Source organism: Citromicrobium bathyomarinum (genome assembly GCF_021021475.1).
Lineage (GTDB): Bacteria > Pseudomonadota > Alphaproteobacteria > Sphingomonadales > Sphingomonadaceae > Alteriqipengyuania > Alteriqipengyuania bathyomarina.
In genome coordinates, this window is record NZ_JAINWL010000002.1 from 125,523 (window position 1) to 149,754 (window position 24,232).

General features: G+C 65.5%; 24 protein-coding genes. 9 read left to right on the plus strand and 15 right to left on the minus strand.

What is annotated here, in order from left to right; genetic code table 11:
- Positions 1–17: 17 nt before the first annotated feature.
- From K7H93_RS08530 to secB, 4 genes are all read right to left on the minus strand, one after another.
- The gene (locus K7H93_RS08530) at positions 18–665 is read right to left on the minus strand and encodes a DUF4136 domain-containing protein (RefSeq protein ID WP_230783271.1); all 648 of its coding nucleotides are present in this window, start codon (positions 663–665) and stop codon (positions 18–20) included.
- A gap of 143 nt (positions 666–808) precedes the next feature.
- Positions 809–1,825: a tryptophan--tRNA ligase gene (gene trpS, locus K7H93_RS08535; protein WP_230783272.1), complete on the minus strand. Its 1,017-nt coding sequence runs from the start codon at positions 1,823–1,825 to the stop codon at positions 809–811.
- A gap of 181 nt (positions 1,826–2,006) precedes the next feature.
- Entirely contained in the window at positions 2,007–3,611 is a 1,605-nt protein-coding gene (murJ, locus tag K7H93_RS08540) for a murein biosynthesis integral membrane protein MurJ (protein ID WP_230783273.1), read from the minus strand.
- 38 nt (positions 3,612–3,649) lie between these two features.
- Entirely contained in the window at positions 3,650–4,177 is a 528-nt protein-coding gene (gene secB, locus K7H93_RS08545; RefSeq protein WP_230783274.1) for a protein-export chaperone SecB, read from the minus strand.
- Between the two features lie 257 nt (positions 4,178–4,434).
- Between secB and K7H93_RS08550 the strand changes: the two genes are divergently transcribed.
- From K7H93_RS08550 to K7H93_RS08565, 4 genes are all read left to right on the plus strand, one after another.
- Positions 4,435–5,097, plus strand: a complete 663-nt coding sequence (locus K7H93_RS08550; protein ID WP_064305660.1) for a Tim44/TimA family putative adaptor protein — start codon at positions 4,435–4,437, stop codon at positions 5,095–5,097.
- Positions 5,098–5,172: 75 nt separating this feature from the next.
- Positions 5,173–6,360, plus strand: coding sequence for a murein transglycosylase A (mltA, locus tag K7H93_RS08555; RefSeq protein WP_230783275.1), 1,188 nt, complete (start codon positions 5,173–5,175; stop codon positions 6,358–6,360).
- Complete coding sequence (locus tag K7H93_RS08560) at positions 6,357–6,914, plus strand: Smr/MutS family protein (protein ID WP_230783276.1); 558 nt, start codon at positions 6,357–6,359, stop codon at positions 6,912–6,914. The genes mltA and K7H93_RS08560 overlap by 4 nt, the downstream gene beginning before the upstream one ends.
- Complete coding sequence (locus K7H93_RS08565; protein ID WP_230783277.1) at positions 6,914–7,516, plus strand: protein-methionine-sulfoxide reductase heme-binding subunit MsrQ; 603 nt, start codon at positions 6,914–6,916, stop codon at positions 7,514–7,516. The genes K7H93_RS08560 and K7H93_RS08565 overlap by 1 nt, the downstream gene beginning before the upstream one ends.
- Here the strand turns inward: K7H93_RS08565 and K7H93_RS08570 are convergent.
- The 7 genes from K7H93_RS08570 to K7H93_RS08600 form a co-directional block, all read right to left on the minus strand.
- The gene (locus tag K7H93_RS08570) at positions 7,506–8,024 is read right to left on the minus strand and encodes a helix-hairpin-helix domain-containing protein (protein ID WP_054525254.1); all 519 of its coding nucleotides are present in this window, start codon (positions 8,022–8,024) and stop codon (positions 7,506–7,508) included. The two genes, K7H93_RS08565 and K7H93_RS08570, sit on opposite strands and share 11 nt — an antisense overlap.
- Before the next feature lie 98 nt (positions 8,025–8,122).
- On the minus strand, positions 8,123–9,655 hold the full coding sequence (locus K7H93_RS08575; RefSeq protein WP_230783278.1) for a catalase: 1,533 nt from the start codon (positions 9,653–9,655) through the stop codon (positions 8,123–8,125).
- Between the two features lie 186 nt (positions 9,656–9,841).
- Positions 9,842–12,058, minus strand: coding sequence for a catalase/peroxidase HPI (gene katG, locus K7H93_RS08580; RefSeq protein ID WP_230783279.1), 2,217 nt, complete (start codon positions 12,056–12,058; stop codon positions 9,842–9,844).
- Positions 12,059–12,251: 193 nt separating this feature from the next.
- Positions 12,252–12,920: a hypothetical protein gene (locus tag K7H93_RS08585; protein ID WP_230783280.1), complete on the minus strand. Its 669-nt coding sequence runs from the start codon at positions 12,918–12,920 to the stop codon at positions 12,252–12,254.
- A 107-nt stretch (positions 12,921–13,027) separates the two neighbouring features.
- Entirely contained in the window at positions 13,028–14,617 is a 1,590-nt protein-coding gene (ahpF, locus tag K7H93_RS08590) for an alkyl hydroperoxide reductase subunit F (protein ID WP_230783281.1), read from the minus strand.
- A 191-nt stretch (positions 14,618–14,808) separates the two neighbouring features.
- Positions 14,809–15,375 carry an alkyl hydroperoxide reductase subunit C gene (gene ahpC / locus K7H93_RS08595; protein WP_010235851.1) on the minus strand — a complete coding sequence of 189 codons (567 nt, stop codon included), beginning with the start codon at positions 15,373–15,375 and terminating at the stop codon, positions 14,809–14,811.
- A gap of 184 nt (positions 15,376–15,559) precedes the next feature.
- Positions 15,560–16,165 carry a TetR/AcrR family transcriptional regulator gene (locus K7H93_RS08600; RefSeq protein WP_230783282.1) on the minus strand — a complete coding sequence of 202 codons (606 nt, stop codon included), beginning with the start codon at positions 16,163–16,165 and terminating at the stop codon, positions 15,560–15,562.
- Positions 16,166–16,336: 171 nt separating this feature from the next.
- On the opposite strand from K7H93_RS08600, the gene K7H93_RS08605 reads away from it, so the two are divergent.
- Positions 16,337–17,737, plus strand: a complete 1,401-nt coding sequence (locus K7H93_RS08605) for an amidohydrolase family protein (protein WP_230783283.1) — start codon at positions 16,337–16,339, stop codon at positions 17,735–17,737.
- 22 nt (positions 17,738–17,759) lie between these two features.
- Here K7H93_RS08605 and K7H93_RS08610 read toward each other — a convergent pair whose 3' ends face one another.
- The 3 genes from K7H93_RS08610 to aroC are packed head-to-tail and all read right to left on the minus strand — an operon-like array spanning position 17,760 to position 19,825.
- The gene (locus K7H93_RS08610; protein ID WP_230783284.1) at positions 17,760–18,305 is read right to left on the minus strand and encodes a GNAT family N-acetyltransferase; all 546 of its coding nucleotides are present in this window, start codon (positions 18,303–18,305) and stop codon (positions 17,760–17,762) included.
- A 14-nt stretch (positions 18,306–18,319) separates the two neighbouring features.
- Complete coding sequence (locus tag K7H93_RS08615; protein ID WP_230783285.1) at positions 18,320–18,694, minus strand: hypothetical protein; 375 nt, start codon at positions 18,692–18,694, stop codon at positions 18,320–18,322.
- 57 nt (positions 18,695–18,751) lie between these two features.
- Positions 18,752–19,825 carry a chorismate synthase gene (aroC, locus tag K7H93_RS08620; RefSeq protein WP_230783286.1) on the minus strand — a complete coding sequence of 358 codons (1,074 nt, stop codon included), beginning with the start codon at positions 19,823–19,825 and terminating at the stop codon, positions 18,752–18,754.
- 280 nt (positions 19,826–20,105) lie between these two features.
- Between aroC and ruvA the strand changes: the two genes are divergently transcribed.
- Positions 20,106–20,705, plus strand: a complete 600-nt coding sequence (gene ruvA / locus K7H93_RS08625) for a Holliday junction branch migration protein RuvA (protein WP_230783287.1) — start codon at positions 20,106–20,108, stop codon at positions 20,703–20,705.
- Positions 20,705–21,250 carry a DsrE family protein gene (locus tag K7H93_RS08630; protein ID WP_230783288.1) on the plus strand — a complete coding sequence of 182 codons (546 nt, stop codon included), beginning with the start codon at positions 20,705–20,707 and terminating at the stop codon, positions 21,248–21,250. Before ruvA ends, K7H93_RS08630 begins: the two co-directional genes overlap by 1 nt.
- 34 nt (positions 21,251–21,284) lie before the next feature.
- On the opposite strand, the gene K7H93_RS08635 is transcribed toward K7H93_RS08630, so the two are convergent.
- Positions 21,285–21,665, minus strand: a complete 381-nt coding sequence (locus tag K7H93_RS08635; RefSeq protein ID WP_230783289.1) for a GIY-YIG nuclease family protein — start codon at positions 21,663–21,665, stop codon at positions 21,285–21,287.
- Between the two features lie 17 nt (positions 21,666–21,682).
- Between K7H93_RS08635 and ruvB the strand changes: the two genes are divergently transcribed.
- Together ruvB and K7H93_RS08645 are read left to right on the plus strand one after the other, a co-directional pair.
- Positions 21,683–22,711 (plus strand): Holliday junction branch migration DNA helicase RuvB, encoded by a 1,029-nt coding sequence (gene ruvB, locus K7H93_RS08640; protein WP_230783290.1) that lies wholly within the window; start codon positions 21,683–21,685, stop codon positions 22,709–22,711.
- Between the two features lie 228 nt (positions 22,712–22,939).
- Positions 22,940–24,229, plus strand: coding sequence for a PEP-CTERM sorting domain-containing protein (locus K7H93_RS08645; protein WP_230783291.1), 1,290 nt, complete (start codon positions 22,940–22,942; stop codon positions 24,227–24,229).
- Positions 24,230–24,232: the final 3 nt, after the last annotated feature.

A 24,232-nucleotide genomic window follows, 5' to 3' on the forward strand; every position in this document is an offset into this window, starting at 1 on the left:
CGCATTTCTGCCCGGTCTTACCGTTCTTCCGGCTTGATCGAGATGCGCACGGTTTCGCCCGAATTGCCGGGGAAGCCGGTGAACATCGCGTCGACCAGATTGGGCACCAGATATTGCAGGTTGTCGCTGGGCGAAACGGCCTTGGCCGTGCCTTCGAACAGCCGCTCACCGGTCCGCCGGTCGTCGATGTCGAGGTCGATCTCGCTGGTATAGACGGTGTAGCTGTCGATCCGGCTGCTGCTGGAGAGCCACGGGTCGTAGTAGCCGTAGCCCCAGTAGCCGCGCGGGACGAAGGCCCCGGCACGGTAACGATACCAGGGATCGTAGAAGGGATCGCGGAAGCCGGTCCCGGTCGAGCGGACCCGTTCGCGCCCGTTATCGACATCGTAGTCGAACCGCACGATCAGGTCGGCATTGGCGGGCGTGCCGGGGACGTAGCCCAGCCGCGCCATCTCACCGCTTACCAGCTCCGCATACTGGCCGAACTCGATCCCGCCGGCGAGCGAGGGATCGTCCGCGACCACCGCGAAGGTCTGGCCTTGCGGCGCAGGCAGCTGCGCCTGGAAGCGGGAGACGTCGGCCTGGAAGCCGGTTGCACAAGCGGTCAGCCCGGCACCGAGAATGCCCAGCGCGCCGACGGCAGCGAGAAAACGTGGTTTGATCATGGCAAGTGCCCCTGGGTGAGGGGAGGCACTCCGTGGGGATGCCCCCCGCATGACATTACGATTCACGTCCTAGACAGGTTCCCCTGAACGCTGCTTTAACCTCTTGAAGTCCTTAACTTTCCTCGACTTAGCGGGATCTGCGATCAGCCACGGACCAGTCCGAGCGCTTCGTAGGTCGCAGCCAGCGTGGGCGCAGCGCGGTCGCGCGCCTTGGCTGCGCCGCGTGCGAGGATCGCATCGAGCGCCTCGCGATCTTCGAGCAGCTGGTTGAACCGTGCCGAGATCGGCCGCAGCGTTTCGATCAGCACCTCGCCCAGCGCGGGCTTGAACGCGCCGAAGCCCTGCCCGCCATGTTCGGCCAGCACGTCATCCACGCTCCGGTCGGTCAGCGCGGCGTAGATCGTCACGAGGTTGAGCGCTTCTGCGCGGCCTTCGAGCCCGTCGCGCTCGGAAGGCAGCGGCTCGGGATCGGTCTTGGCCTTCTTGACCTTCTTCATCACCTCGTCCGGATCGTCGGACAGGTTGATCCGGCTCATGTCCGAAGGGTCGGATTTGGACATCTTCTTGCTGCCGTCGCGCAGGCTCATGATCCGCGCCGCATCGGGCGGAGTGATCGGTTCGGGCAGGGTGAACAGCGGGGCGTCTTCGGTGCAGAAGTCGTTGTTGAACTTCTGCGCGATGTCGCGTGCCAGCTCCAGATGCTGCTTCTGGTCGTCGCCCACGGGCACGTGGGTCGCCTGGTGGACTAGCACGTCGGCGGCCTGCAGCACCGGGTAGGTGAACAGCGCGACGCTGGCGCCTTCGCGGTTCTTGCCCGCCTTGTCCTTCCACTGCGTCATCCGGTTCAGCCAGCCCATCCGCGCGGTGCCGTTGAGCAGCCATTGCAGCTCTGCGTGCTGGGGCACCTGCGCCTGGTTGAACAGGATCGAGCGATCGGGATCGATCCCGCAGGCCACCAGCGCGGCGGCCATTTCCAGCGTCGCGCGGCGCAGTTCGGCGGGTTCGTGCGACATCGAGATCGCATGCAGATCGGCGAGGAAGAACAGGCATTCGCTGTCCGCGTCCATCTCGTCCTGCATCCGCACCCAGTTGCGGATCGCGCCGAGATAATTGCCGAGGTGAAGGTTGCCGGTGGGCTGGATGCCCGAAACTACGCGCATGATGAGAGATCTTTCGAAAATCGAACGGATAATGGCTTGGTGCCGGGTTGGCCCCCGGCGGTCAGATCAAAGCTGACCCAGCCATCGCCAGGCCGCCCGCCCGCGCGTTGCAAAGCGGCGCGGTGCAGTGTTCACTGGCTGAGCAATCCGGTCCATGGCGGCGAGCCTTATCACACGCAGTCTATTCGGCAACATCGTCCGGCCCGTCGCTTGCGGGCACCGGGGTCTTGCGGGTCAGCGTGGTGATGCGCTGGCGGTCGATCGCGCCGATCGCGAAGGCGATCCCGAAATAGACTGCGCCCGCGCAGACGACGAGCGCGGCGAGCGCGCCCGCCCGCGCGAACAGGCCCGCATCGTACCACCCGGTCAGCAGGTCGCGCGTGAACCACAGGGCAGCGCCCATCGCCGCGGCGGCAACCAGCTGGCGCGCGATCCGCCCGACCAGCTTCAACGGGATGCGGTAATAGTCGCGCCTGACCAGCACCACATAGAGATAGCCGACATTGATCCAAGCGCCGATCACGCTGGCAAAGGCGACTCCGACCACACCGAACCGGCCGATCGTCGCGACGTTCATCGCCGCGAACACGACCAGCGAGATGAACGCGGCGTAGACCGGCGTGCGCGTGTCCGACCGGGCATAGAAATTGGGCACCAGCACCTTCACCAGAACGTATGCGGGCAGGCCGAGGACCAGCGCGGCGAGCACATTGCCGGTCAGCGCCGCCTGTTCGAGGCTGAAGCGGCCGCCCTGGAAGATCATCGTGACGAAGGGTTCGGCACAGATGGCGAGGGCGACGGCTGCGGGGATCGTCAGCAGCATGGCGAGCTCGATCGCATCGGACTGGATGCGATCGGTCCCCGCCCGATTCTTCGCGCCGACGAACTTGGACAATGTGGGCAGGATCGCGGTCGACAGGGCGATGCCGATGATCCCCAGCGGCAGCTGGTTCAGCCGGTCGGCGTAATTCATGTAGCTGATCGAGCCGCTGTCGAGCTGGTTGAGGAAGTAGAGCTGGACCAGCGTGTTGATCTGGTACGCGCCGCCGCCGATCGCTGCGGGAAACGCGATGATCGACAGGCGTTTTACCTCGGGCGTGATACGCGGCCACAGCAGCCTGGGCCGGAAGCCCTCCACCCGGGTCCAGTAATAGAGCCAGGCGAGCTGGATCGCACCGCCCACCGTCACCGCCCAGGCCTGGGTGTAGCCCACCTGACGCGTGGTCCAGCCCCATTGCGAAATGGCATGATCGCCGATCAGCAGGTTCGCGATCAGGACCAGGTTGAGGATGATCGGAAAGCTTGCCCCGGGCGCGAAGCGGCTGACCGAATTGAGCATTCCGGTGAACAGCGTCACCATGCTGACCAGCGCGATGTAGGGGAACATGATCCGCGCGAAGTCGACCTCCATCGCGAAGTCGGCGGGCGAGGAATCGCCATCGCCGAGCAGGCGAATGACCAGCGGCATCGCCAGCATCATGACCGCGCAGACCGCGATCAGCACCGGCAGGAACACGCTCAGCACATCATTGGAGAAGCTGCGCGCTTCCTCGATCCCGCCGTCTCCATGCAATCGCTTGGAGAACATCGGCACGAAGGCGGCCGAAAACGCCCCTTCCGCGAACATGCGGCGGAAGACGTTGGGGATGATGAACGCCTGAAACCAGGCGTCGGTGACGGCATTGGCACCGAGCACGCGGGAGAAGATCATCTCCCGCGCGAGCCCGGCAAAGCGACTGACCAGCGTCAGCCCGCCGATCGTCCCGACATTCCTGAGCAGGCTCATCCGCCCGCCTCCCTACTGGCCCCCCTGCCGGGCGGTGGTCAGGCGTTGCCGCCCGGTGCCGCGCCGCCCGCAGCGGCGTCTTCCGCCTGCCGTTCCTGAAGGCGCTGCAGGTACAGCCCGTTGAAGTCGATCGGATCGACCATCAGCGGCTGGAAGCCCAGATCGCGGGTTGCGTCGGCGACCACGCGGCGGGCGAAGGGGAACAGGATGCGCGGCGCTTCTGCGAACAGGAACATGTGCATCTGGTCTTCGGGCATGTTGCGCACGCCGACGAGGCCGGCATAGACCAGCTCGATCACGTAAAGCTGCCCGTTTTCGCAATTGGCGGTCGCGTTGATCTTCAGTTCGACTTCGCTGATCTCGTCGTTCACCGGGTTCGCGCCGATGTTGAACTGCAGGTCGATCTGCGGCGCGTCCTGCCACTGGAAGCTGGCCGGAGAATTCGGATTCTCGACCGAGAGATCCTTGATATACTGCGTGATGAAGCCCGCAGTGGGGCGGTTGTCCGCGCCATTGCCGCTGGACGGGGTGTTGAGATCGGTCAGAACGTCGCCTTCGTCGGCCATGGAAGAGCACTCTTTCGAAAGGTTGGGATACCCGGGCGGCAGCTTGACCTTGCGCCCGCGTGGTCGGTGACACGCCGCCTAGCAGCCGCTTTCCCGCCCCGCAACGGGCACGAACCGCCGCAGCGGGATACTTAGGCAGCCGTTGTGCATTTGATATCGCGCCCTATGTGTGGGATTGAAGGCCCATTACACGAATACAGGGCTCGGTCGGCTTTGCGGTCGGCCACAAAGGCCCGCAGGATCAGGTACCCCATTCAGTGATCTACGAAATCGTCATTCTCGCCATGATCGCAGTCTTTCTGGGGCTGCGGCTCTATTCGGTTCTCGGCCGCCGGGCCGAGCATGAGGAAGAGCCCGTGCCGCATCGCTTCGATGCGAAGGACAAGCCTGGAATGCCCGCATCGCCGCAGACCACGCAGGCCCCGCCGCGCGCGGTGACCGAGCAGGAAGCCAAGCCCGACGTGCTGCCGGTGGTGGAACGCGGCGTGCAGTCGATCATCGCGGCGGATCGCGGGTTTGACATCACCAGCTTCCTCGAAGGGGCGAAGGGTGCCTATGGCATGATCCTGGAAGCCTACTGGAAGGGCGACAAGGAAACCCTGCGCGATCTGTGCGACGACTCGGTCTATCAGGGCTTCGCCCAGGCGATCGACGCGCGCGAGGAAGCGGGCGAAACGATGGAAAACCGGCTGATCCGGATCGAGGATGCGACAATCCGCGATGCCGAGCTGGAGCGCAAGGAAGCGCGCATCACGGTGCGCTTTGTGGCCGATATCGCTGCCGTCACCCACGACCGCGATGGCAACATGGTCGCCGGATCGCTCGACGATGCGATCGAGAGCCGCGACATCTGGACGTTTGCCCGCCGCGTCGACTCGCGCACGCCGGACTGGCAGCTGGTCGAAACCGACGAAGGCTGAGGCTAGGGCTGAGACTTGGGGGCCCGGGGCGCACGCGCGGCCCGGCCCGATCCATAACGCCGGGGGGAGAGCGCGATGTTCAAGTGGATATGGCCGCTCGCGGCGCTGGTCGCTCTCTCAAGCTGCGTCGGGCCGGGTGCCGACAAGCCGCCTTTCCCGCCGATCGACAAGCCCGCGCCGCCCGCTTTCGAGAGCGCGGTGGCTGCCGGAGTCGCGCCGGGGCCTGCGTTCCGTTCGCTCCGCCTCGACGCGGCCGATGCCTCCGCCGCGCTCACCGCATTCCGCTCCAGCTGCAACTGGCCGTCCGAGAAGGCCGACGCGAGCGGTCTGACCCGGCCCGAAGACTGGCTGCCGGTCTGCACCGCCGCGCTGCGGTGGGATGGTGACGCGCTGACTTTCTTCGAAACCTTCTTCGAAACCGCCCGGATCGGCGACGGCACCGCCTTCGCAACCGGCTATTTCGAGCCCGAGATCCTCGGCAGCCGTACGCGCCGCGCAGGCTACGACGTGCCCGTCTACCGCCTGCCCGAAGATCTGGTGCGCGCATGGCCCGCCGACATGCCCGAAAGCGAGCGCGAGGGGCGCCCGCCGCTTGGCCGCTACGACGACACGGGCGCTTTCGTGCCCTACTACACCCGCGCAGAGATAGAGGATGGCGCGCTCGCCGGGCGCGGCCTCGAAATCGCGTGGGCGGCCGACCCGGTCGAGATGTTCTTCCTCCAGATCCAGGGTTCGGGCCTGCTGCGCCTGCCCGACGGCAGCCGGATGCGGATCGGTTATGCGGGGCAGAACGGGCGCGGCTATACCGGGATCGGCGGGCTGATGCGCGAGCGCGGGCTGCTGGGCGACGGGCCGGGCCAGTACCCCGGATCGATGCAGGGCATCGTCCAGTACATCCGCGACAACCCGGAGGAAGGCCGCGCGCTGATGCGCGAGAACGAAAGCTGGATCTTCTTCCGTGAGCTCGACACCTCCGGCCCGCTCGGCTCGCTCGGCGTGCCGGTCACGCGGCAGAACAGCGTCGCGGTCGATCCGCGCTTCGTCCCCTACGGCGCGCCCGTGGTGCTGGAGATGGACCGCCCGGTCGCCTCCGGCATGTGGGTGGCCCAGGATACCGGCGGCGCGATCAAAGGCCCGAACCGGTTCGACACCTTCTGGGGCAATGGCGGCGACGCACGCGAGATTGCCGGCGGAATGAGCGCGCGCGGCACTGCGCTGGTGCTCCTGCCCAAGGGGACCGTCGCGCGCCTGACCGGGCGATGAGACACGCGCCGCGCGGATTGTCTGCCGAAGAGGCGGCTGCCTGGGCGGCGCTGGCGGCGACGGTCGATCCGATTCGCCCCACTCCCGTAGTCCGCGCAGTACCCGTTCCCCCAGCCCCTTCGCCTGCCCCGCTGCCCAAACAGTCGGCCAGGCCGCCAAAGGCGATCGCGCCCGCGCCGTCCGCAAGGCGTTCCGGCCGCAACCCACCCGGTAATCTCGATTCCCATTGGGACCGCCGCCTGAAGGCGGGCGAGATCGTGCCCGATGTCAGCCTCGACCTTCACGGCCACGGGCTGGAGCGCGCCTATGACCGGCTGATGGACGGGATGGCGCAGGCGCGCAGCATGGATGCGCGCACCGTGCTGGTGGTCACCGGCAAGCCGCGCGGCGGGGACGCCGCCGACCGGGGCGAGCGGCGCGGTGCGATCCGCGCCAAGATCCTCGACTGGCTCGCGGCGAGCGAACATGGCGGCTCGATCGCCGCGGTGCGCTCCGCACACCGCCGCCACGGGGGCGAGGGTGCGCTGTACATTGTTCTGAGGAGAGGTCGCTGATGAGCCTGCTCCGCTCACGCCCGCTACTGTGCCTGATCCTCGCTCTGCCGGGCGCGTGGATGCTCGGGCGGTGGTGGTTCACGCCCGATGCCTATGGATACGGACACATCATCGGCGATAGCGGAGACTGGGCGGCGTGGCTGCTGATGGTCACCCTCGCGGTGACGCCCCTGCGGCTGGCATTCCGTCGCAACCGGTTCGTCCAGTATCTGATGCGCAAACGGCGCGATCTCGGCGTGGCGAGCTTCGCCTATGCCGCCGGGCACACGATCATCTACCTGTGGCGCAAGAGCGATCCCGCGATCATCTTGGATGAGGCGTCGACGCCTTACGTCCTCGCCGGATGGGTCGCGCTGGCGCTGTTCCTGCCGCTGGCGATCACGTCCAACGATGTCTCGATGCGGATGCTCAAGCGCTCATGGAAGACGCTGCACCGGCTGGTCTATCCCGCCGCGGTGCTGGTGTTCGTGCACTGGGCGCTATCCGCCTTCGATCCGACCACCGCCTATATCAACATCGCGATATTGGCGGCGATCGAGATCGTCAGGGTCTGGCTGCAATGGCGTCAGAAACGCGCAGCCAGCGCCAGCGTCAAAGCGTGACGTACTGGCGGAAGCGCGCGACTTCCGCTTCGTCGACATATTTGCCGATCTCGCGATCGAACACGCCCATGTCGGCGTAGGGGCGGTATTCCTCGAACTCGTGGACCATCTTGTCGGTCATGCCGGGAACGAGGCGGATTTCCTCTTCGCTGGCGGAGTTGAGGTTGATCGGCACGAACACGTTGACCAGCACCGCCTTGGCTTCGTCCTCGCTCAGCGTTTCCTTGAGCTTGGCGTCGAGATCGGTGACGCTGGCATAGGGCTGGCCGGCGACGATCGCGGCCGCGAGTTCGGGCGAAACGCCGTCGACAGCGGCGAGTTCGCTCTCGGTCGCGTCATTGGCGTTGAGGACGGTGGAGGCGGCGTCGGGCGATTCGACCGCATCGGCATCGGGCGTCGCGGTATCGGTCGCGGCGGTTTCATCGGTGGTCGCTTCGGGAGCTTCCGAGCACGCGGCAAGCGCCAGTGCGGATGCGGCGACGGGGACGAGGAACTTCAGTGTGCGCATAATATGCCTTCCTTTTTGCGAAGGGCTCGCATTAACAGGCTTGGCAGCCATGTCGATGGGCGATTTTGCGCTCGCCCACCGACATCGACCATCAGGCCCTATTGTGCACCCTGACTCTGCTTGATCGATTCCGCGCTCGCCATGCCCGGCGCGGTGGACTTGCCGCCGATCATTTCGCGGACCTTGTCCTCGATCCGCTGGCCGATCGTCTTGTCGACGTTCTTCCAGTATTCGAAGGCACGTACGAGCACCTTCTCGCTCACGCCATCGGCGAGGTGGCCGGAGACGTTGGAGACGAAGCGGTCGCGCTGTTCGTCGTCCATCACGTCGTTCACCAATGCGCGGGCCTGCGACCAGTCGTCGTCATCCTCGCGCAGGGTATAGGCCTGCCGCACCATGTCGCCATCGGCATACCATGTCGCCTCGCCGCCAACCTGCGGCTGCGCGGCGGGGCCGCCGTAGGAATTGGGCGCATAGACCGGATCGACCGCGTTCTGCGTCCGCATGTGCCCGGCCCGGCTGTAGGAGTTTACCTCCGCATTCTTCGCCGCGTTGACCGGGATCTGCTTGTAATTGACGCCCAGACGCGCGCGGTGCGCATCCGAATAGGAGAAGCCGCGCGCCAGCAGCATCTTGTCCGGCGACAGGCCGATGCCGGGCACCATGTTGTTCGGCTCGAACGCGAGCTGTTCGATCTGCGTATCCCAGTCGACCGGGTTTTCGTTGAGCGTCAGCGTGCCGACCTCGATCAGCGGATAATCCTCGTGCGGCCAGGTCTTGGTCAGGTCGAACGGGTTGATGCGATAGGTCTTGGCATCCTCGAACGGCATGATCTGCCATTTGAGCGTCCAGCTCGGGAAATTGCCCTCGGCAATCGCGTCGAACAGGTCGCGGCGGTGATAGTCGCTGTCCTCGCCTGCCTTCTTGACTGCCTCGTCCTGCGTCAGGTGGGCGTTGCCGCTCTCGTCACCGACATTGGTGTGGAAGTGGAACTTGACCCAGAACTTTTCGCCGTCCTCGTTGATCAGCATGTAGGTGTGGCTGGAATAGCCGTTCATCTCGCGCCAGTTCTTCGGCACGCCGCGATCGCCCATCAGGTAGGTGACCTGGTGCGCGCTCTCCGGCGACAGCGTCCAGAAATCCCACATCATGTCGTGATCGCGCAGGCCGTTGTCGGCGCGGCGCTTCTGGCTGCGGATGAAGTGCTGGAATTTTAGCGGGTCGCGGATGAAGAAGATCGGCGTGTTGTTGCCGACCATGTCGAAATTGCCATCCTCGGTATAATATTTGACTGAGAAGCCGCGCGGATCGCGCCAGGTATCGGGGCTGCCGCGCTCACCCGCCACGGTGGAGAAGCGCATCGCAACCTCGCATTCCGCGCCCGGCTGGAAGATCTTGGCCTTGGTATATTTCGAGACATCCGCCGTGGTCTTCCACGTGCCGAACGCGCCCGAACCCTTGGCGTGCGGCTGGCGTTCGGGAATCCGCTCCCGATTGAAGTTGGCCATCTGCTCGATCAGGTAGTGATCGTTCAGGACGATCGGGCCGTCGGGGCTGATCGTCAGCGAATGCTCGTCGCTCTGGACGCGGATACCGGCATCGGTGGTGGTGGGGGGAACGGTCTTGGCCATGGCGCGCAGCTTTCTTTTTGGAGTAACAGGGGGATAGCGCGCGGCGCGCGGTCCTGTTCCGCTATTGCTGCGGCAAAGAAACGATCACCGTTTTCGCTTTTCCCGCACACACAAAAGGCCCCCGACATTGCTGCCGGGGGCCTTCCTTGTCTGCGGCGCTATGCCGTGCCGGTCAGTGGTACGCCATCAGTGGTACTTGGCGTAGGTCAGATCGAACCGGTCTGCGTCCATCACCTTGGTCCAGGCGGCGACGAAGTCCTTCACGAACTTCTCCTCGTTGCCGTTCTCGGCATAGACCTCTGCCACCGCGCGCAGCTGCGAGTTGGAGCCGAAGACGAGATCGGTGCGCGTCGCGTGCCACTTCTCCTCGCCCGAGGCGCGGTCGGTGCCGACGAATTCCTCGTCGCCGCTCTCGTCGACCGTTGCCCACTTCGTGCCCATGTCGAGCAGGTTCACGAAGAAGTCGTTGGTCAGCTGGCCCGGCCGGTCGGTCAGCACGCCGATCGAATGGCCGTGCTTGGCATGCTCGCTCACCGCGCCCAGCGCGCGCATCCCGCCGACCAGAACGACCATCTCGGGGATCGAGAGGCCCAGAAGGCTGGCCCGGTCGATCAGCAGATCTTCGGTCTTCACGCTCGCCTTGGTCTTGAGGTAGTTGCGGAAGCCATCGGCGAAGGGCTCCATCGGCTCGAAGCTCTCCGCATCGGTCTGCTCCTCGCTGGCATCTCCGCGCCCGGTGGTGACGGGAACCTTGATGTCGAACCCGGCATCCTTCGCCGCCTTCTCGACCGCCGCCGAACCGGCAATCACGATCGCATCGGCCATCGAGATGTCGTCGCGCAGCTCGTCCAGCTTGGCGAGGACCTTGCCGAGTTCCTCGGGATCGTTGACCGCCCAGCTCTTCATCGGCTCCATCCGGATATGCGCGCCGTTGGCGCCCCCGCGATGGTCGCTCTTGCGGTAGGTCGAAGCCGAAGCCCACGCCGCCTTCACGAGTTCGCGCACGCTGAGGTCGCTGCGCAGCACCTTGTCCTTGAAGATGTCGACTGCGGTGTCGGACGCCACGCGACCCGTAGGAACCGGGTCCTGCCAGATCAGGTCTTCCGACGGCACATCCGGGCCGAGATAGCGGACCTTGGGCCCCATATCGCGGTGGCAGAGCTTGAACCATGCACGCGCGAAGGCATCGTCGAGCGCGGCCTGATCGTCGCGGAAGCGTTCGGATATCTTGCGATAATCCGGGTCCATCTTCAGCGCCATGTCGGCGGTGGTCATCATGGTCGGCACCTTTTTGGACGGATCGCGCGCATCGGGCGCCATGTCTTCCGGGTCCGGGTTCACCGGCTGCCATTGCTGCGCACCCGCCGGGCTCTTCACCAGCTCGTAGTCGTATTTGAACAGCAGGCGGAAATAATCGCCGCCCCACTGCGTCGGGTTGGGCGTCCACGCCCCTTCGAGGCCGGAGGTGGTGATATGGCCCTTCTCGATCTGCTCGGCATCGGTCGCCCAGCCGAAGCCCATCAGCTGCAATGCCTCGCTCTCGGGCGATCCGCTCAGCTGGTCGGCGGGCACCGCGCCGTGGCACTTGCCGAAGGCGTGGCCGCCTGCGGTCAGCGCTACGGTCTCCTCGTCGTTCATCGCCATGCGGGCGAAGGTCTCGCGCATGTCGCGCGCCGATTGCAGCGGATCGGGATTGCCGCCGGGGCCTTCGGGATTGACGTAGATCAGCCCCATCTGGATCGCGGCGAGCGGGTTTTCGAGCGCCTTGCCCTCATCGGGAATGATGCGCGTCTCGACGCCCTGGTCGACCCACTCTTCTTCCGAGCCCCAATAGATGTCGTTCTCCGGCTCGTAGACGTCCTTGCGGCCGCCGCCGAAGCCGAACACGGGCCCGCCCATGCTCTCGATCGCGACATTGCCGGTGAGGATGAACAGGTCCGCCCAGCTGATGTGCTTGCCGTATTTCTGCTTGATCGGCCACAGCAGACGGCGCGCCTTGTCGAGGTTGCCGTTGTCGGGCCAGGAATTGAGCGGGGCGAAGCGCTGCTGGCCGCTGGAAGCGCCGCCGCGTCCGTCGCCGGTGCGATAGGTGCCCGCCGCGTGCCATGCCATGCGGATGAAGAACGGGCCGTAATGGCCGTAATCCGCCGGCCACCACGGCTGGCTGTCGGTCATCAGCGCGTGGAGGTCTGCCTTCAGCGACGCGTAGTCGAGCGCATTGAACGCTTCGCAATAATCGAAATCCTCGCCCATCGGATCGGGCGACTGCCCGCCTTGCGTCAGGATGTGCAGGTCGAGTGCATCGGGCCACCAGTCCTTGTTGGTGCGCCCCAGCAGCGCGCGCACGCCGCCATCGCCATGAAACGGGCATCCACCGCCCATCGAACCAGTCTTCGCGTCCATCATCCACTCCTTCTCGTGTGCGACTCGCGTCGCCGATGAGGAGAGAATGCGCTCGATCCTGTGATTGGTCCAATCGATTAATTGGCTTTGACTAATCACCCTGAGCGATGGTGCGACTCGTGCAAGCCCAAATGCAAAGCGCCGCCATCCGGCTTGCGAATGGCGGCGCTCATGCGTTCGGTGTGGTCTGGACTCAGGTCGCGGGTGCGACATCCTGCGGCTCGTCAAGCACATCGGCCTGCGCAGGGTCGCCTGCCGCGGGATCGACCGAGTCCACCGTCGCGCCCGCTGCCAGCACCCGGTCGATCACGCCCGCCTGCTGCACCTTGGCGAGCGCATCGACGAAGGCGGCGTCCCACATCTCCTCGAATCCGCTGTTCGAGAATTTCGCCAGAGTGCCCGAGCCCTCGGTGGTCAGCGTTTCCACCACCTTCGCGCTCTCGCGATCGTAGAACTGCCATTCGACCTTGATATCGATCGTGCCTTTGAAGCCGTTGACCGAGGAGCAGATGTTGATCGCGGTCGGCGCCATCACCGCGCCCAGCAGGATATCGCCCTTGTCGTCCGATTCCGCGGCAAACAGATCGTCCGAGTCGGAGACTACCGCGACTTCGCTAGTGCCCAGCGCGTCAGAAACCAGCCGGTCGTAACGCTCGAAATCCTGCGTTTTCTTTTCCTTGGGCAGCTCGATATTGCTCGGAAAGACGCACAGCGTGCCGCCCTTCACGCGCGCCTCGATCGGTGCGGTCTCGGTGTCGAGCACGACCTTGGCGAGTTGCAGCGATTTGCCTTCGGCGTGCGCCGACGCGGGCACGGCCAATGCCACCAGCGCGCTCGCGAGCGCGCACTGACTGAACTTCATATTCGGATTTTTCCCCTGAACGATCCCGTCCGCGCCGAAGCCGGACGGGATCGAAAATACATCTGCCCGGAAAATCCGACAAGCAAAATGCTTTGCAGGGGAGGGACTTACGCCGCTTGCGCGATCTCGTCCGCCGGTTCGGTACGGATCAGGTAATCGAACGCGGTGAGGCCCGCTTTCGCGCCCTGGCCCATCGCGACCACGATCTGCTTGTAGGGCACGGTCGTCGCATCGCCCGCGCCGAAGATACCGGGCAGGTTTGTCGCGCCGCGTTCGTCGGTCACGATCTCGCCGTGCTTCGACAGTTCGAGGCCCGAATCCTTCAGCCATTCGGTGTTGGGGACGAGGCCGATCTGCACGAAGACGCCCGCCAGTTCGATCGTGCGCTCTTCGCCGCTGTCGCGGTCCTTCACGATGATCCCGTTCACGCGGCTGCCGTCGCCGGTGATCTCGGTCGTCTGGCCGTTGGTGACGATCTCGACATTGTCGAGGCTCTTGAGCTTGCTCACCAGCACCGCATCGGCGCGCAGCTGCGTGTCGAACTCGATCAGCGTCACGTGATCGACGATCTTGGCGAGGTCGATCGCCGCTTCGACGCCCGAGTTGCCGCCGCCGATCACCGAGATCCGCTTGCCCTTGAATAGCGGGCCGTCGCAGTGCGGGCAGTAGGCCACGCCCTTGTTGCGGTATTCCTGCTCGCCCGGGACGCCGAGATTGCGCCAGCGTGCGCCGGTCGCGAGGATGATCGCGCGTGCCGACAGCTCGCCGCCATTGGCGAAGCGGACCTTGTGCATTCCGCCCTCCTGCGTGGCCGGGATCAGCTCTTCGGCCTGCACGAGGTCGATCTTGTCGATCTCGTTTTCCCTGACCTGCTCGTCGAGGTCGGCGGAAAGCCTGGGCCCTTCGGTATAGGCGGTGCCGGGCAGGTTCTCGATTCCCAACGTATCCTGCAACTGCCCGCCGAACCGTTCGGCCGCGATGCCGGTGCGGAAGCCCTTGCGCGCGGTGTAGACCGAGGTTGCGACCCCGGCGGGCCCGCCGCCGATCACCAGCACTTCGTAAGGCTCGCGCTCGTTGAGCTTGGCTGCGGCCTTCGCGCCTGCGCCGGTATCGAGCCGTTCGAGGATCTGCGGCAGTTCGATCTTGCCGTTGTAGAAGCTCTCACCATTCAGGAAGGTCGCTGGCACGGCCATGATGTCGCGTGCCTCGACCTCGTCCTTGTACGCGCCGCCTTCGATCAGCGTCGCGGTGATGCGGCTGTTCTCCAGCGCCATCAGCGTCAGCGCCTGCACGACGTCGGGGCAGTTGTGGCACGAGAGCGAGAAGAACATCTCGAACTCCAGATCGGTCTCGATCCGGCGGATATCCTCCAGCACATCGGCATCGACCTTGGGCGGATGGCCGCCCGCCCACAACAGCGCGAGCACCAGCGAGGTGAACTCGTGGCCCATCGGCAGCCCGGCAAAGCGGACCCACTTTTCGGCGTCATTGCCACGGCGGATGATAAAGCTGGGCTTGCGTTCGAAGTCACCGTCGAAGTCCACGCTGACCAGATCGTGCAGCGCGGCGATCTCTTCGAGCAGCTCGCGCGTCTTGGCCGACGTTTCGTCGTCACCCAGCGATGCGACAAGCTCCACCGGCTCGCGCAGGTTTTGCAGATACTGCTTCAGCTGATCGGTCATCTGTGCGTCGAGCATGGGAAAGGACTCCATCGAAAAATGCGTCATTGCGAGCCGCTGGAAGCGGCGCGGCAATCCATCATCGAAAGGGTCGGCCTGGACCGGTTCGAACATGGATCGCTTTGTCGTCATCACCCCTCGCGAAGACGGGGAGGGTTGGGGGAGGGGAAGTGGAGGCCCGGCGTGTGCCGAGCCTCCGAGAGTATTGCTTAGATCTTGCCGACAAGGTCGAGCGAGGGGGCCAGCGTCTCGCTACCTTCTTCCCACGCGGCCGGGCAGACCTGGCCGGGGTTCTCGCGGACGTACTGCGCCGCCTTGATCTTGCGGGCGAGTTCGTTGGCATTGCGGCCCACGCCTTCGCAGGTCTGCTCCATGATCTGGATCACACCGTCGGGATCGACCACGAAGGTCGCACGGTCGGCGAGGCCCATTTCCTCACGCAGGACGTCGAAGTTCTTCGACAGCGTGTGCAGCTGGTCGCCGAGGAACGGGAACTTCAGCTTGCCGATCTTGTCGGAGGTGTCGTGCCATGCCTTGTGGCTGAAATGCGTGTCGGTGCTGACGGCATAGACTTCCACGCCCATCTTCTGGAGCATGTCGTACTGTTCGCCGAGGTTTTCCAGCTCGGTCGGGCACACGAAGGTGAAGTCCGCCGGGTAGAAGAAGAAGATCGCCCACTTGCCCTTCACGTCCTCGTCGGTGACTTCGAAGAAGTCCTTGCCGGCCTGGAATGCGGTGGCTTTGAACGGTTTGATCTGGCTTCCGATGATACCCATGAATGTCTCCTCTGGGGGTTGAAACTCGACGCCTAGATAGGGACTGCTGCAACGCACAAAAGCGATTTGTGGCGATGGCCGCAATCGGAATTATCGATCAAATTTGTGGAACTTTTCGAGGGTCCCGATAAGGAGCGGGTCGGACGCATCGTGCCGCGATTTTCCCTCATCCGCGCGGCCAGCGTTACGCCAGAGCTTTCAACAGGATGCGCGACAACAGCATCTCCCGATCCGGTCCCGAAATCTCTTTCATCGCCAGCGGCCCGTCGAGCCGCCCCGAAATGATGAGGTCGGCCAGCCCGTGGACCATCGCCCAGGATGCGGCGACCTGCGTCATGGTAGCGGGGTGGGCCGAAGGATCGCGGCCCAATACCTCGCGCACGCCATCGAGCAGTTTTCCGAAGGCGGCTTTCGCTGCGGTGTCGAAATGGGCATCGCCCCTGTCGGGCTTCTCGGACGAGAACATCAGCCTAAAAAGGTCCGGATTGGCCTCGGCAAAATCGAGATAGCCCAGGCCGATCGCAATAAGCTGCTCCTTCGGGGCGCTCCCGGCGTCGGACTGGCGCGCTTCCTGCGCCTCCACCAGCCGCTCGTATCCGGTCGCGGCGAGCGCGGTCAGCAATCCTCTGGCGCTTTTGAAATGATAGGCGGGGGCACCATGGCTGACACCGGCACGCTTGGCCACCGCCCGCAGGGAAAACGCCTCGATCCCGTTCAGGACCAGCTCTCGCTCTGCCGCCTGCAACAGCTCGGCAGCCAGATTTCCATGATGATAGGTCTTGTCCGTCATCTCGCCCAACCAGCAATGTCTGCCGTTCGACCCCCATTAGCGAAGCAACTTGACAGCGTCTAGATAGGTCGCGATAAGCAATCTAGACAGTGACAAGACGGATTTTCAAAACCGCTGTCAGGACCGGCCCAGCTCGAACCGCCGAACCTGCAGCCAAGGAGGACTTCGACGATGTTGAGATGCCTGGCCTTCCTCGCGATGATCGCGCTCGCGACCGCCCCGCTGGCCGCGTCGCCGCCTGCCCCGGCAACCGCCGGCGAGACGCTCGTGATCGAGAATGTCACCGTGATCCCGATGACAGAGGAGGGCGGCGTGCTGCCCAACCGGACCGTCGTGATCGAAGAAGGCCGGATCGTCTCCATCGCAGATGCCGCAGACGCAGGCGGTCCGAGGGATGCGAACCGGATCGACGGGACGGGCAAATGGCTGGTCCCGGGTTTCAGCGACATGCATGTGCATATCGGGAACGAGCGTATGCTGCGCCTGCTGGCGCGTAGTCCGGTGCCCGAAGATGGTACAGCCAACATGCAGGACGCCTTCACGCCCTACATCGTCAACGGCGTGCTTCAGGTGTTCGACCTGGCCGCCATGCCCGAGACCGTGGGGCAGCGGATCGCGATCGAGAGTGGTCGTGTCCTTGGCCCGCACCTGGCTATGGCGACCATGATCGACAGCAACGATCCGGTCCTGCCCTTCGGAATTACGCATAGTGCGGGCTCGCCCGCGCAGGGTCGGCAGGCGGTGAAAGACGCAGCAGCCGACGGGTTCGAGTTCGTGAAGGTGTATGGCCATCTCGACCTGCCGACCTTCACCGCCATCGTGGAGGAGGCACGCGCGCGGAACATCCGGGTCGTCGGCCATATCCCGCAGCGGGGCGAGGGGATCACCGGGTCCTTCTTCCAGCCGGGTTACGACCTGGTCGTCCATGCGGAGGAATTCGCGCAGCAAACCCGCTCCCCCGACCTCACGGCAATTCCATCCTACGTGGAGATGGCTCGCAAAAACGGCACCGCGCTCGTCACAACGCTCACCGCCAACGACCGGATCGCGCAAATCGCGCGCGACCCGGGCTCGCTCGCCTTGCGCGAAGACCTGTATGTGCTGCCGCCGCAGTTCTACGATCTTTCCGTCAACTCCAATCCCTACGCTGCCCAGTCGAACGAGGGATACATCGCCTACACGCAAAGCATCGTGGAATTTAACGGCCCACTGGTCCGCGCCTTCGCACAGGCGGGCATCCCGGTGCTCACGGGAACCGATGCCGGTATTCCCGGCGTGGCCCCCGGCTTCTCGCTGCACGACGAGTTCGAGGCGCTGGCGCAAGCGGGGCTGGATAGTCGCCTGATCCTGGAAGGCTCCACCCGGCTCGCCGCGGAGTTTCTGGGTGTCGAGGATGATCGCGGGACGGTTGCCGTCGGTAAAAGGGCCGACCTCGTCCTGCTCGACGACAATCCGCTCGAGGATATTGCGAACACGCGGCGGATCGCAGCGGTGATCCGCGATGGCCGCTATCTGGATCGCGAAGACCTCGACGCCCTTCTGGCCGACCTGATTGCGCGAAACCGGAAATAGCGACCCTGCGGCAGCGCGCGCCCTATCCCGCAGTCAGATCGTCCCGCCGCATCCAGCGCGCGTCCGGGCCGTAGGATACAAGCTTCGCAGCGATGGCGGGCGAGTGGCCTTCGCGAAAGCCGAGCCGGTGCCAGAAGCCGTGCGCGCCCTCCACGGCCACCAGCTCCGCCTCGCAAAGCCCGCTGGCCCGGGCGGCATCGAAGGCGCAGCCGACCAGCCGCTCGCCCAGGCGAAGGCCGCGCGCGTCCGGCGCGATCGCAAGGTCGTGGATATAGAGCACGGCGCTTGCCCCGGCGGGGCGCGTCAGCGTGCCGATCGCGGGCGGGTTGGCCCGGTCCCACCCATGGGCGATCAGATACCCGGCCATCGCGCCAGCCCGGCGAGCGGTGAAGCAAAAGGACGGCGAGAGCGCCAGCCGCGCGGCGAACACCGGGGCGTCTTCCTGAAGCGACGCGGGATAGGCCTGCGCCTGGATCGCGACCGCTTCGGGAATATCGCCGGGCTCCATCGGTGCGATACGCACCTGCGCGCCATTGCTGTCCTCTGCGGGGATGTAGGGCGAGGTCATTGGTCGACGCCCGTTCAGCGACCGCGCAGCGCATGCGCAGGCTTGAGCGGGTTATCGCGATGCCGACGATGCAGCACCCTCTGCGCCTCGTTGATGTAACTCTCGCCCCAATCCACTTCACGCCGGGAGGGCGGCAAGAACTCGCGCCGCTCCTCTGCGTCGTAGAAGAGGGTTCCGTGGATGCCCATCGCATCCGACTTCAGGACGGGACGTTGCCAGATCGGCGTCAAAACGCGACCGGCTTCGTCATCTCCCACCCGCTCGCACAAATCCGCTGCGACCTCCATGTCGCGTCCATCGGGGAAGATGATCGCGAACTCCTCGTCCGTGGCCTGGAAGATGCTGAAGGTGGCATTCGGCGCGCCGTCGATGATCTGAATGTTCTTCATGAGATGGCTTTGTCCCACTCGGCAGATGGCCACAACGGCTGGCTTGCAGACAGCTCGCTACCCGCACTGCGCTCGATGCAGCAGCGCCTGATCCGCCAGTACGCAGGCCATCATCGCCTCGACCACCGGCACACCGCGGATGCCGACGCAGGGGTCGTGGCGGCCCTTGGTGCTGATCTGGGTCGCTTCACCTTCGCGGGTGATCGTGTCGACCGGGGTCAGGATGGAGCTGGTCGGCTTGAACGCCACGCGGCAGGTGACCGGCTGGCCGGTGGCAATCCCGCCGGCGATGCCGCCCGCGTGGTTGGCGGTGAACTCGGGTGCGTCGCCGCCTGCCGAGGGCCGCATCGGGTCGGCGTTCTGCTCGCCCGAGAGGCGCGCGGCGTCGAAGCCGTCGCCGATCTCCACGCCCTTGACCGCGTTGATGCTCATCATCGCCGCCGCCAGCTCGCTGTCGAGCTTGGCGTAGAGCGGCGCGCCCCAGCCAGCGGGCACGCCGGTGGCCACGCATTCGACCACCGCGCCGAGCGAGGAGCCTGCCTTGCGCGCATCGTCCACCAGCGTCTCCCAGCGCTTGGCCGCCTCAGGGTCGGGGCACCAGAAGGGGTTTTGACCGATCTGGTCGGCATCGAACTTCGCCGGGTCGATCCGGTCTCCGCCGATCTCCGCCACATAGGCGAGGATGCTCACCTGCGGTACGACCAGCCGCGCGACCGCGCCCGCCGCAACGCGCATCGCGGTTTCGCGCGCGCTCGACCGCCCGCCGCCGCGATAGTCGCGGAAGCCGTACTTGGCGTCATACGTGTAGTCGGCGTGGCCGGGGCGATAGGCCTGCGCGACATTCGAATAGTCTTTCGAGCGCTGATCGACATTCTCGATCATCAGCGAGATCGGCGTGCCTGTCGTCTTGCCTTCGAATACGCCGGAGAGGATGCGCACCGCATCGGGCTCGCGCCGCTGGGTGGTGAACTTGCTCTGCCCCGGCTTGCGTCTGTCGAGCCACGGCTGGATGTCCTCTTCGGTGAGCGCAATGCCCGGCGGGCACCCGTCGACCACCGCGCCGATCGCCGGCCCGTGGCTTTCCCCCCAGGTGGTGAAGCGGAAGACCCGCCCGAATGTGTTCCAGCTCATGACGGCAAGCGTTGCCGCAAGCGGCGGTGCCTGTCCACGCCCTGTCATAGCTCGTGAATTTTCCTACTCGCTCTGTGCGCGCTAGGGTGCTGGCTGCTCTTTGCCATCGTCGGAAAGTGTCGTCCGCTCTCGTAATCGCTTCACTCGATTAGTGACGTTCCATTGATCGACACGGTTTGAACCCTTGGACAGTGTGTCAGGTGTGTCAGGCCCACCTCCGGATTGGCAAAACCTGCGCACTGCGCTGGCAATGCGAGTCGGAGTAGGGCAGGAACAAACCATGATTGCAAAGCTCACAGGAACGCTCGACGCGACCGGCCCCGACTGGGCGGTGATCGACGTGGGCGGGGTGGGCTACCTCGTCCACTGCTCGACCCGCACGCTCGACGCGCTGGGTAGCGAGGGCAACGAGGCGCGGCTGTTCACCGACCTGCAGGTGAGCGAGAACGACATGCGCCTGCTCGGTTTTGCCGAGGCGGCGGAGCGCGACTGGTTCCGCCTGCTCACATCGGTGCAGGGCGTGGGCAGCAAGGTCGCGCTGGCGATCCTCTCGGTCCTGTCGGCGGGCGAGGTGCAGGCGGCCTGCGCCAGCGGCGATGCGGCGATGGTCGCGCGGGCGAATGGCGTGGGGCCCAAGCTGGCGGGCCGGATCGTCAACGAGCTGCAGGACAAGGCGGGCGCGCTGCCCGTGGCGCCGGGCGGGGTGGCGATCGCCGCTCCGAAGGGCGGGGCGAGCGCCGATGCGGTCTCCGCGCTGGAGAACCTGGGCTTCAAGCCCGCGATCGCGGCGAAGGCTGTGGCCGAGGCGATGGGCGAACTGGGCGAAGGCGCGAGCGAGGGCGAGCTGATCCGCGTGGCGTTGAAGAAGGCGGCGGGGTGATGGAGATGGCTATGCGAGTGACATTGATGGCGGTTGTGGCGCTGGCGGTCGGCACCCCTGCGGCGGCGCAGGTGTCTTACGGGCCGGTGTTCGAAGACTTCGGCCCGGTCGCCGACGTGCCCGACACCGACTTCGCCATTCCCGAGGGCGCGAGCTTCCACGTCGCGTTCGACGTGTCGCGCGCTGCCGAGGAGGGCAAGCTCAACCGCGGCTTCGAGAGCGCGGCACGCCTCATCAACATGCACGCGCGCGCCGGGGTGCCGCCGATGGAGAACCGCGCGGCGGTGGTGGTCCACGGGCCTGCTGTGCTCGACCTGCTGACCGACGCCGCTTGGGTAGCGCGCGATCGCGGCGAGGCGAACCCGTCGGGCGCGATGGTGCGCGCAATGATCGACCAGGGCGTGCGCTTCATCGTCTGCGGCCAAAGCGCGGCGGGGCCGGGTGTGGCGAAGGCCGAACTGATCCCCGGCGTGGAAATAGCCCTCTCCGCCATGACCGCCCACGCGCTGCTCCAGCAGCAGGGCTATACGGTGAACCCGTTTTGAGCGTCACTAGCCCTCCCGTCACCCTGAACTTGTTTCAGGGTCTAGCGTGCCGCTCGTCCGGAGGCATCGGCTCAAAGCCCAGGTCGATCGCCAGGTCTCTCCAATCCGGGTTCTCGCGGGTTATCAGGTTGAGCTTCCAGTCGCGGTGCCAGTTCTTCAGCTGCTTCTCGCGCTTGATCGCCGATTCCATCGTGTCGACCAGTTCGAAGTGGGCCAGCCGATGCACGGCGTAGCGTTTGGTGAACCCCTCTCCCGTGCCCTCGCGGTGCTGCCAGAGGCGGGCAATCAGATCCGAGGTGACGCCGATGTAGAGCGTGCCGAAGGGCTTGCTCGTGAGGATGTAGACGCAGGGTTGCTTCTCGGTCGGCATAAGGCGGAGATTGCCGCTGGCTGGATGCTGAAACAAGTTCAGCATGACGTTATGGGGGCGGTGTGACCGACCAGCCCCTCCACACGCCCGAACGCCTGCCGGACGATCCCGATGCGGCGCTGCGGCCCAAGAGCCTCACCGAGTTCATCGGGCAGGAGGCTGCGCGCGAGAACCTCGGCGTGTTCATCGCCGCCGCCAAGCGCCGCGGCGAGGCGATGGATCATACGCTGTTCTTCGGGCCGCCGGGGCTGGGCAAGACCACGCTGGCGCAGATCGTCGCGCGCGAGCTGGGGGCGGGGTTCCGCTCCACCAGCGGGCCTGTCATTGCCAAGGCGGGCGACCTCGCCGCGCTGCTGACCAATCTCGAACCGCACGACGTGCTGTTCATCGACGAGATCCACCGTCTCAATCCGGTGGTTGAGGAGGTGCTCTACCCCGCGATGGAGGACCGCGCGCTCGACTTGATGATCGGCGAGGGGCCCTCGGCGCGCAGCGTGCGGATCGACCTGCCGCCCTTCACGCTGATCGGCGCGACTACCCGGCAGGGCCTGCTGACCACTCCCTTGCGCGATCGATTCGGCATTCCCGTGCGGTTGAACTTCTACACGCACGAGGAGCTGGAGCGGGTGGTGACGCGCGGCGCGAACAAGCTGGGCCTCAGGATCGAGCCCGATGGCGCGCGTGAGATCGCGCGGCGCTCTCGCGGCACGCCGCGCGTGGCGGGCCGCCTGCTGCGCCGCGTGCGCGACTTCGCCAGTGTCGACAACGCGCCGAGCATCACCGCGAAGGTGGCGGACAGCGCACTGACCAAGCTGGAAGTCGATTCGCTGGGGCTCGACGCGATGGACCGTCGCTACCTCACCATGATCGCGGAGACCTATGGCGGCGGCCCGGTGGGGATCGAGACGCTGGCGGCGGGCCTAGCCGAACCGCGCGACACGCTGGAAGATGTGGTCGAGCCGTTCCTGATCCAGCTCGGGCTGGTCGCACGCACCGCGCGCGGGCGTTGCCTCAACGCGGGTGGGTGGCGGCATCTTGGTCTGGCTGCGCCGAAAAGTGATTCGCCCGATCTGTTCGCGGGGAAATCGTGAGCCGCGCGTAACCACTCTGCATGCCGTGGTGCCAGCTTGGGACAGGTGGGCGCTCTGGTCGGCAATGTCTTTGATATTGGGCCGGTAAAACCGCATTTTCGTGGTTAATTGCATTGCGGTCAGCATGCCCGGTAAGGCCTATTGCATACAGGCGCACTTTCACTCCGCCCGTCGGAACCGCCGATGGCAACGGTTTATAAAGCGCTCCAATTTAAAGAGCCTGGCATTATGTCGATGAAGATCGCCCTCGCAAAACTCTCCGCAGCCGCTGCGGGCACCGCCGTTATTGCCGGCGGCGCGCTCCATGTGGCCGAGGAGCAGGTCGCCACGACCGATTACAAGTCGGTCAAGGACACTCCGGCGCTTCGCTACGTCAAGGAAGACCGGGTCGTCGAACGGCAGGTGCCGCGCACCACGCTGCGCAAGCGGCGGGTCGTGCGGCGCACCGTCGAGTGCGTGCCGGCGAGCATGGCAGGCGGCACGGGCGTCGGCGCGGGCGAGCAGATCATCTATGATGCGCGCGGCGGCTCTTCCTATGACGACCCGGATCTTGCCGCTGCGGCGGATGCCTGCGCGGAATATGGCGATGGTGCCTCGCGCACGGTGGTAGCGGTTGCGCCTGCGGCGCTGCCTGTTGGCGGCGGCTTCGTCGGTGGCGGCGGTGGCCAGGGCGGCGGTGTCGCGGTCGCCGGTGGCGGCGGCGGTGGCGGTTTCGGCGGCGGCTTCTTCGGCGGTTTCTTCGGGGGCGGCGGTAGCGGCGGCGGCACTATTTCCGTCAGCACGACCACTGGCGGATCGACCTCGACTTCGGGCGGGTCGACCTCGACCTCGGGCGGGTCGACTTCGACCTCCGGTGGATCGACCTCGACCTCCACGGGTGGGCTGACGTCGACCACGAGCAGCTCCTCGACCACTGGCGGCGTTTCCACCTCGACCGGAGGTGTCTCGACGTCGACTGGCGGCGTGAGCACCTCGAGCGGTGTCAGTACCTCGACCGGCGGTGTCAGCACCTCCTCGTCGACCTCGTCGTCCACGTCCGGGAATCCCTCCAGTTCGACCAGCTCGAGCTCTTCAGGTGACGTCTCCAGTTCGTCGTCTGGTGATGTGTCGAGCTCGTCCTCGGGCGATGTTTCCAGTTCATCCTCGGGCGATGTTTCCAGCTCGTCGTCGACATCCGGCGACGTTTCGAGTTCGTCTTCCACCTCGGGCGACGTCAGCAGTTCGTCCTCCACTTCGGGTGACGTTTCGAGCTCATCCTCGACTTCGGGTGACGTCTCTAGCTCCTCGTCGACCTCTGGCGACGTCTCCAGTTCGTCCTCGTCCTCGGGCGATGTCAGCACAAGTTCGGGTAATTCGAGCAGCGGTCACCCGCCCAGCTCCTCTGGCTGGAGCAGCACCAGCGGTACCAGCGGCAGCAGCGGCCATCCCGTTCCGGCGCCGCCTGTCGGCCTGCTGTTCGGTGCGGCCGCGCTGGCGGTCATCACCCGCCGCAAATGGGCTTCCAAGAACGACGACTGACCG

Excerpts from the sequence above, each read along its gene's own strand:
- K7H93_RS08530 (WP_230783271.1), bottom strand. The coding sequence starts at position 665 with ATGATCAAACCACGTTTTCTCGCTGCCGTCGGCGCGCTGGGCATTCTC.
- trpS (WP_230783272.1), bottom strand. The coding sequence starts at position 1,825 with ATGCGCGTAGTTTCGGGCATCCAGCCCACCGGCAACCTTCACCTCGGC.
- murJ (WP_230783273.1), bottom strand. The coding sequence starts at position 3,611 with ATGAGCCTGCTCAGGAATGTCGGGACGATCGGCGGGCTGACGCTGGTC.
- secB (WP_230783274.1), bottom strand. The coding sequence starts at position 4,177 with ATGGCCGACGAAGGCGACGTTCTGACCGATCTCAACACCCCGTCCAGC.
- mltA (WP_230783275.1), top strand. The coding sequence starts at position 5,173 with ATGTTCAAGTGGATATGGCCGCTCGCGGCGCTGGTCGCTCTCTCAAGC.
- K7H93_RS08560 (WP_230783276.1), top strand. The coding sequence starts at position 6,357 with ATGAGACACGCGCCGCGCGGATTGTCTGCCGAAGAGGCGGCTGCCTGG.
- K7H93_RS08565 (WP_230783277.1), top strand. The coding sequence starts at position 6,914 with ATGAGCCTGCTCCGCTCACGCCCGCTACTGTGCCTGATCCTCGCTCTG.
- K7H93_RS08570 (WP_054525254.1), bottom strand. The coding sequence starts at position 8,024 with ATGCGCACACTGAAGTTCCTCGTCCCCGTCGCCGCATCCGCACTGGCG.
- K7H93_RS08575 (WP_230783278.1), bottom strand. The coding sequence starts at position 9,655 with ATGGCCAAGACCGTTCCCCCCACCACCACCGATGCCGGTATCCGCGTC.
- katG (WP_230783279.1), bottom strand. The coding sequence starts at position 12,058 with ATGGACGCGAAGACTGGTTCGATGGGCGGTGGATGCCCGTTTCATGGC.
- K7H93_RS08585 (WP_230783280.1), bottom strand. The coding sequence starts at position 12,920 with ATGAAGTTCAGTCAGTGCGCGCTCGCGAGCGCGCTGGTGGCATTGGCC.
- ahpF (WP_230783281.1), bottom strand. The coding sequence starts at position 14,617 with ATGCTCGACGCACAGATGACCGATCAGCTGAAGCAGTATCTGCAAAAC.
- ahpC (WP_010235851.1), bottom strand. The coding sequence starts at position 15,375 with ATGGGTATCATCGGAAGCCAGATCAAACCGTTCAAAGCCACCGCATTC.
- K7H93_RS08600 (WP_230783282.1), bottom strand. The coding sequence starts at position 16,165 with ATGACGGACAAGACCTATCATCATGGAAATCTGGCTGCCGAGCTGTTG.
- K7H93_RS08605 (WP_230783283.1), top strand. The coding sequence starts at position 16,337 with ATGTTGAGATGCCTGGCCTTCCTCGCGATGATCGCGCTCGCGACCGCC.
- K7H93_RS08610 (WP_230783284.1), bottom strand. The coding sequence starts at position 18,305 with ATGACCTCGCCCTACATCCCCGCAGAGGACAGCAATGGCGCGCAGGTG.
- K7H93_RS08615 (WP_230783285.1), bottom strand. The coding sequence starts at position 18,694 with ATGAAGAACATTCAGATCATCGACGGCGCGCCGAATGCCACCTTCAGC.
- aroC (WP_230783286.1), bottom strand. The coding sequence starts at position 19,825 with ATGAGCTGGAACACATTCGGGCGGGTCTTCCGCTTCACCACCTGGGGG.
- ruvA (WP_230783287.1), top strand. The coding sequence starts at position 20,106 with ATGATTGCAAAGCTCACAGGAACGCTCGACGCGACCGGCCCCGACTGG.
- K7H93_RS08630 (WP_230783288.1), top strand. The coding sequence starts at position 20,705 with ATGGAGATGGCTATGCGAGTGACATTGATGGCGGTTGTGGCGCTGGCG.
- K7H93_RS08635 (WP_230783289.1), bottom strand. The coding sequence starts at position 21,665 with ATGCTGAACTTGTTTCAGCATCCAGCCAGCGGCAATCTCCGCCTTATG.
- K7H93_RS08645 (WP_230783291.1), top strand. The coding sequence starts at position 22,940 with ATGTCGATGAAGATCGCCCTCGCAAAACTCTCCGCAGCCGCTGCGGGC.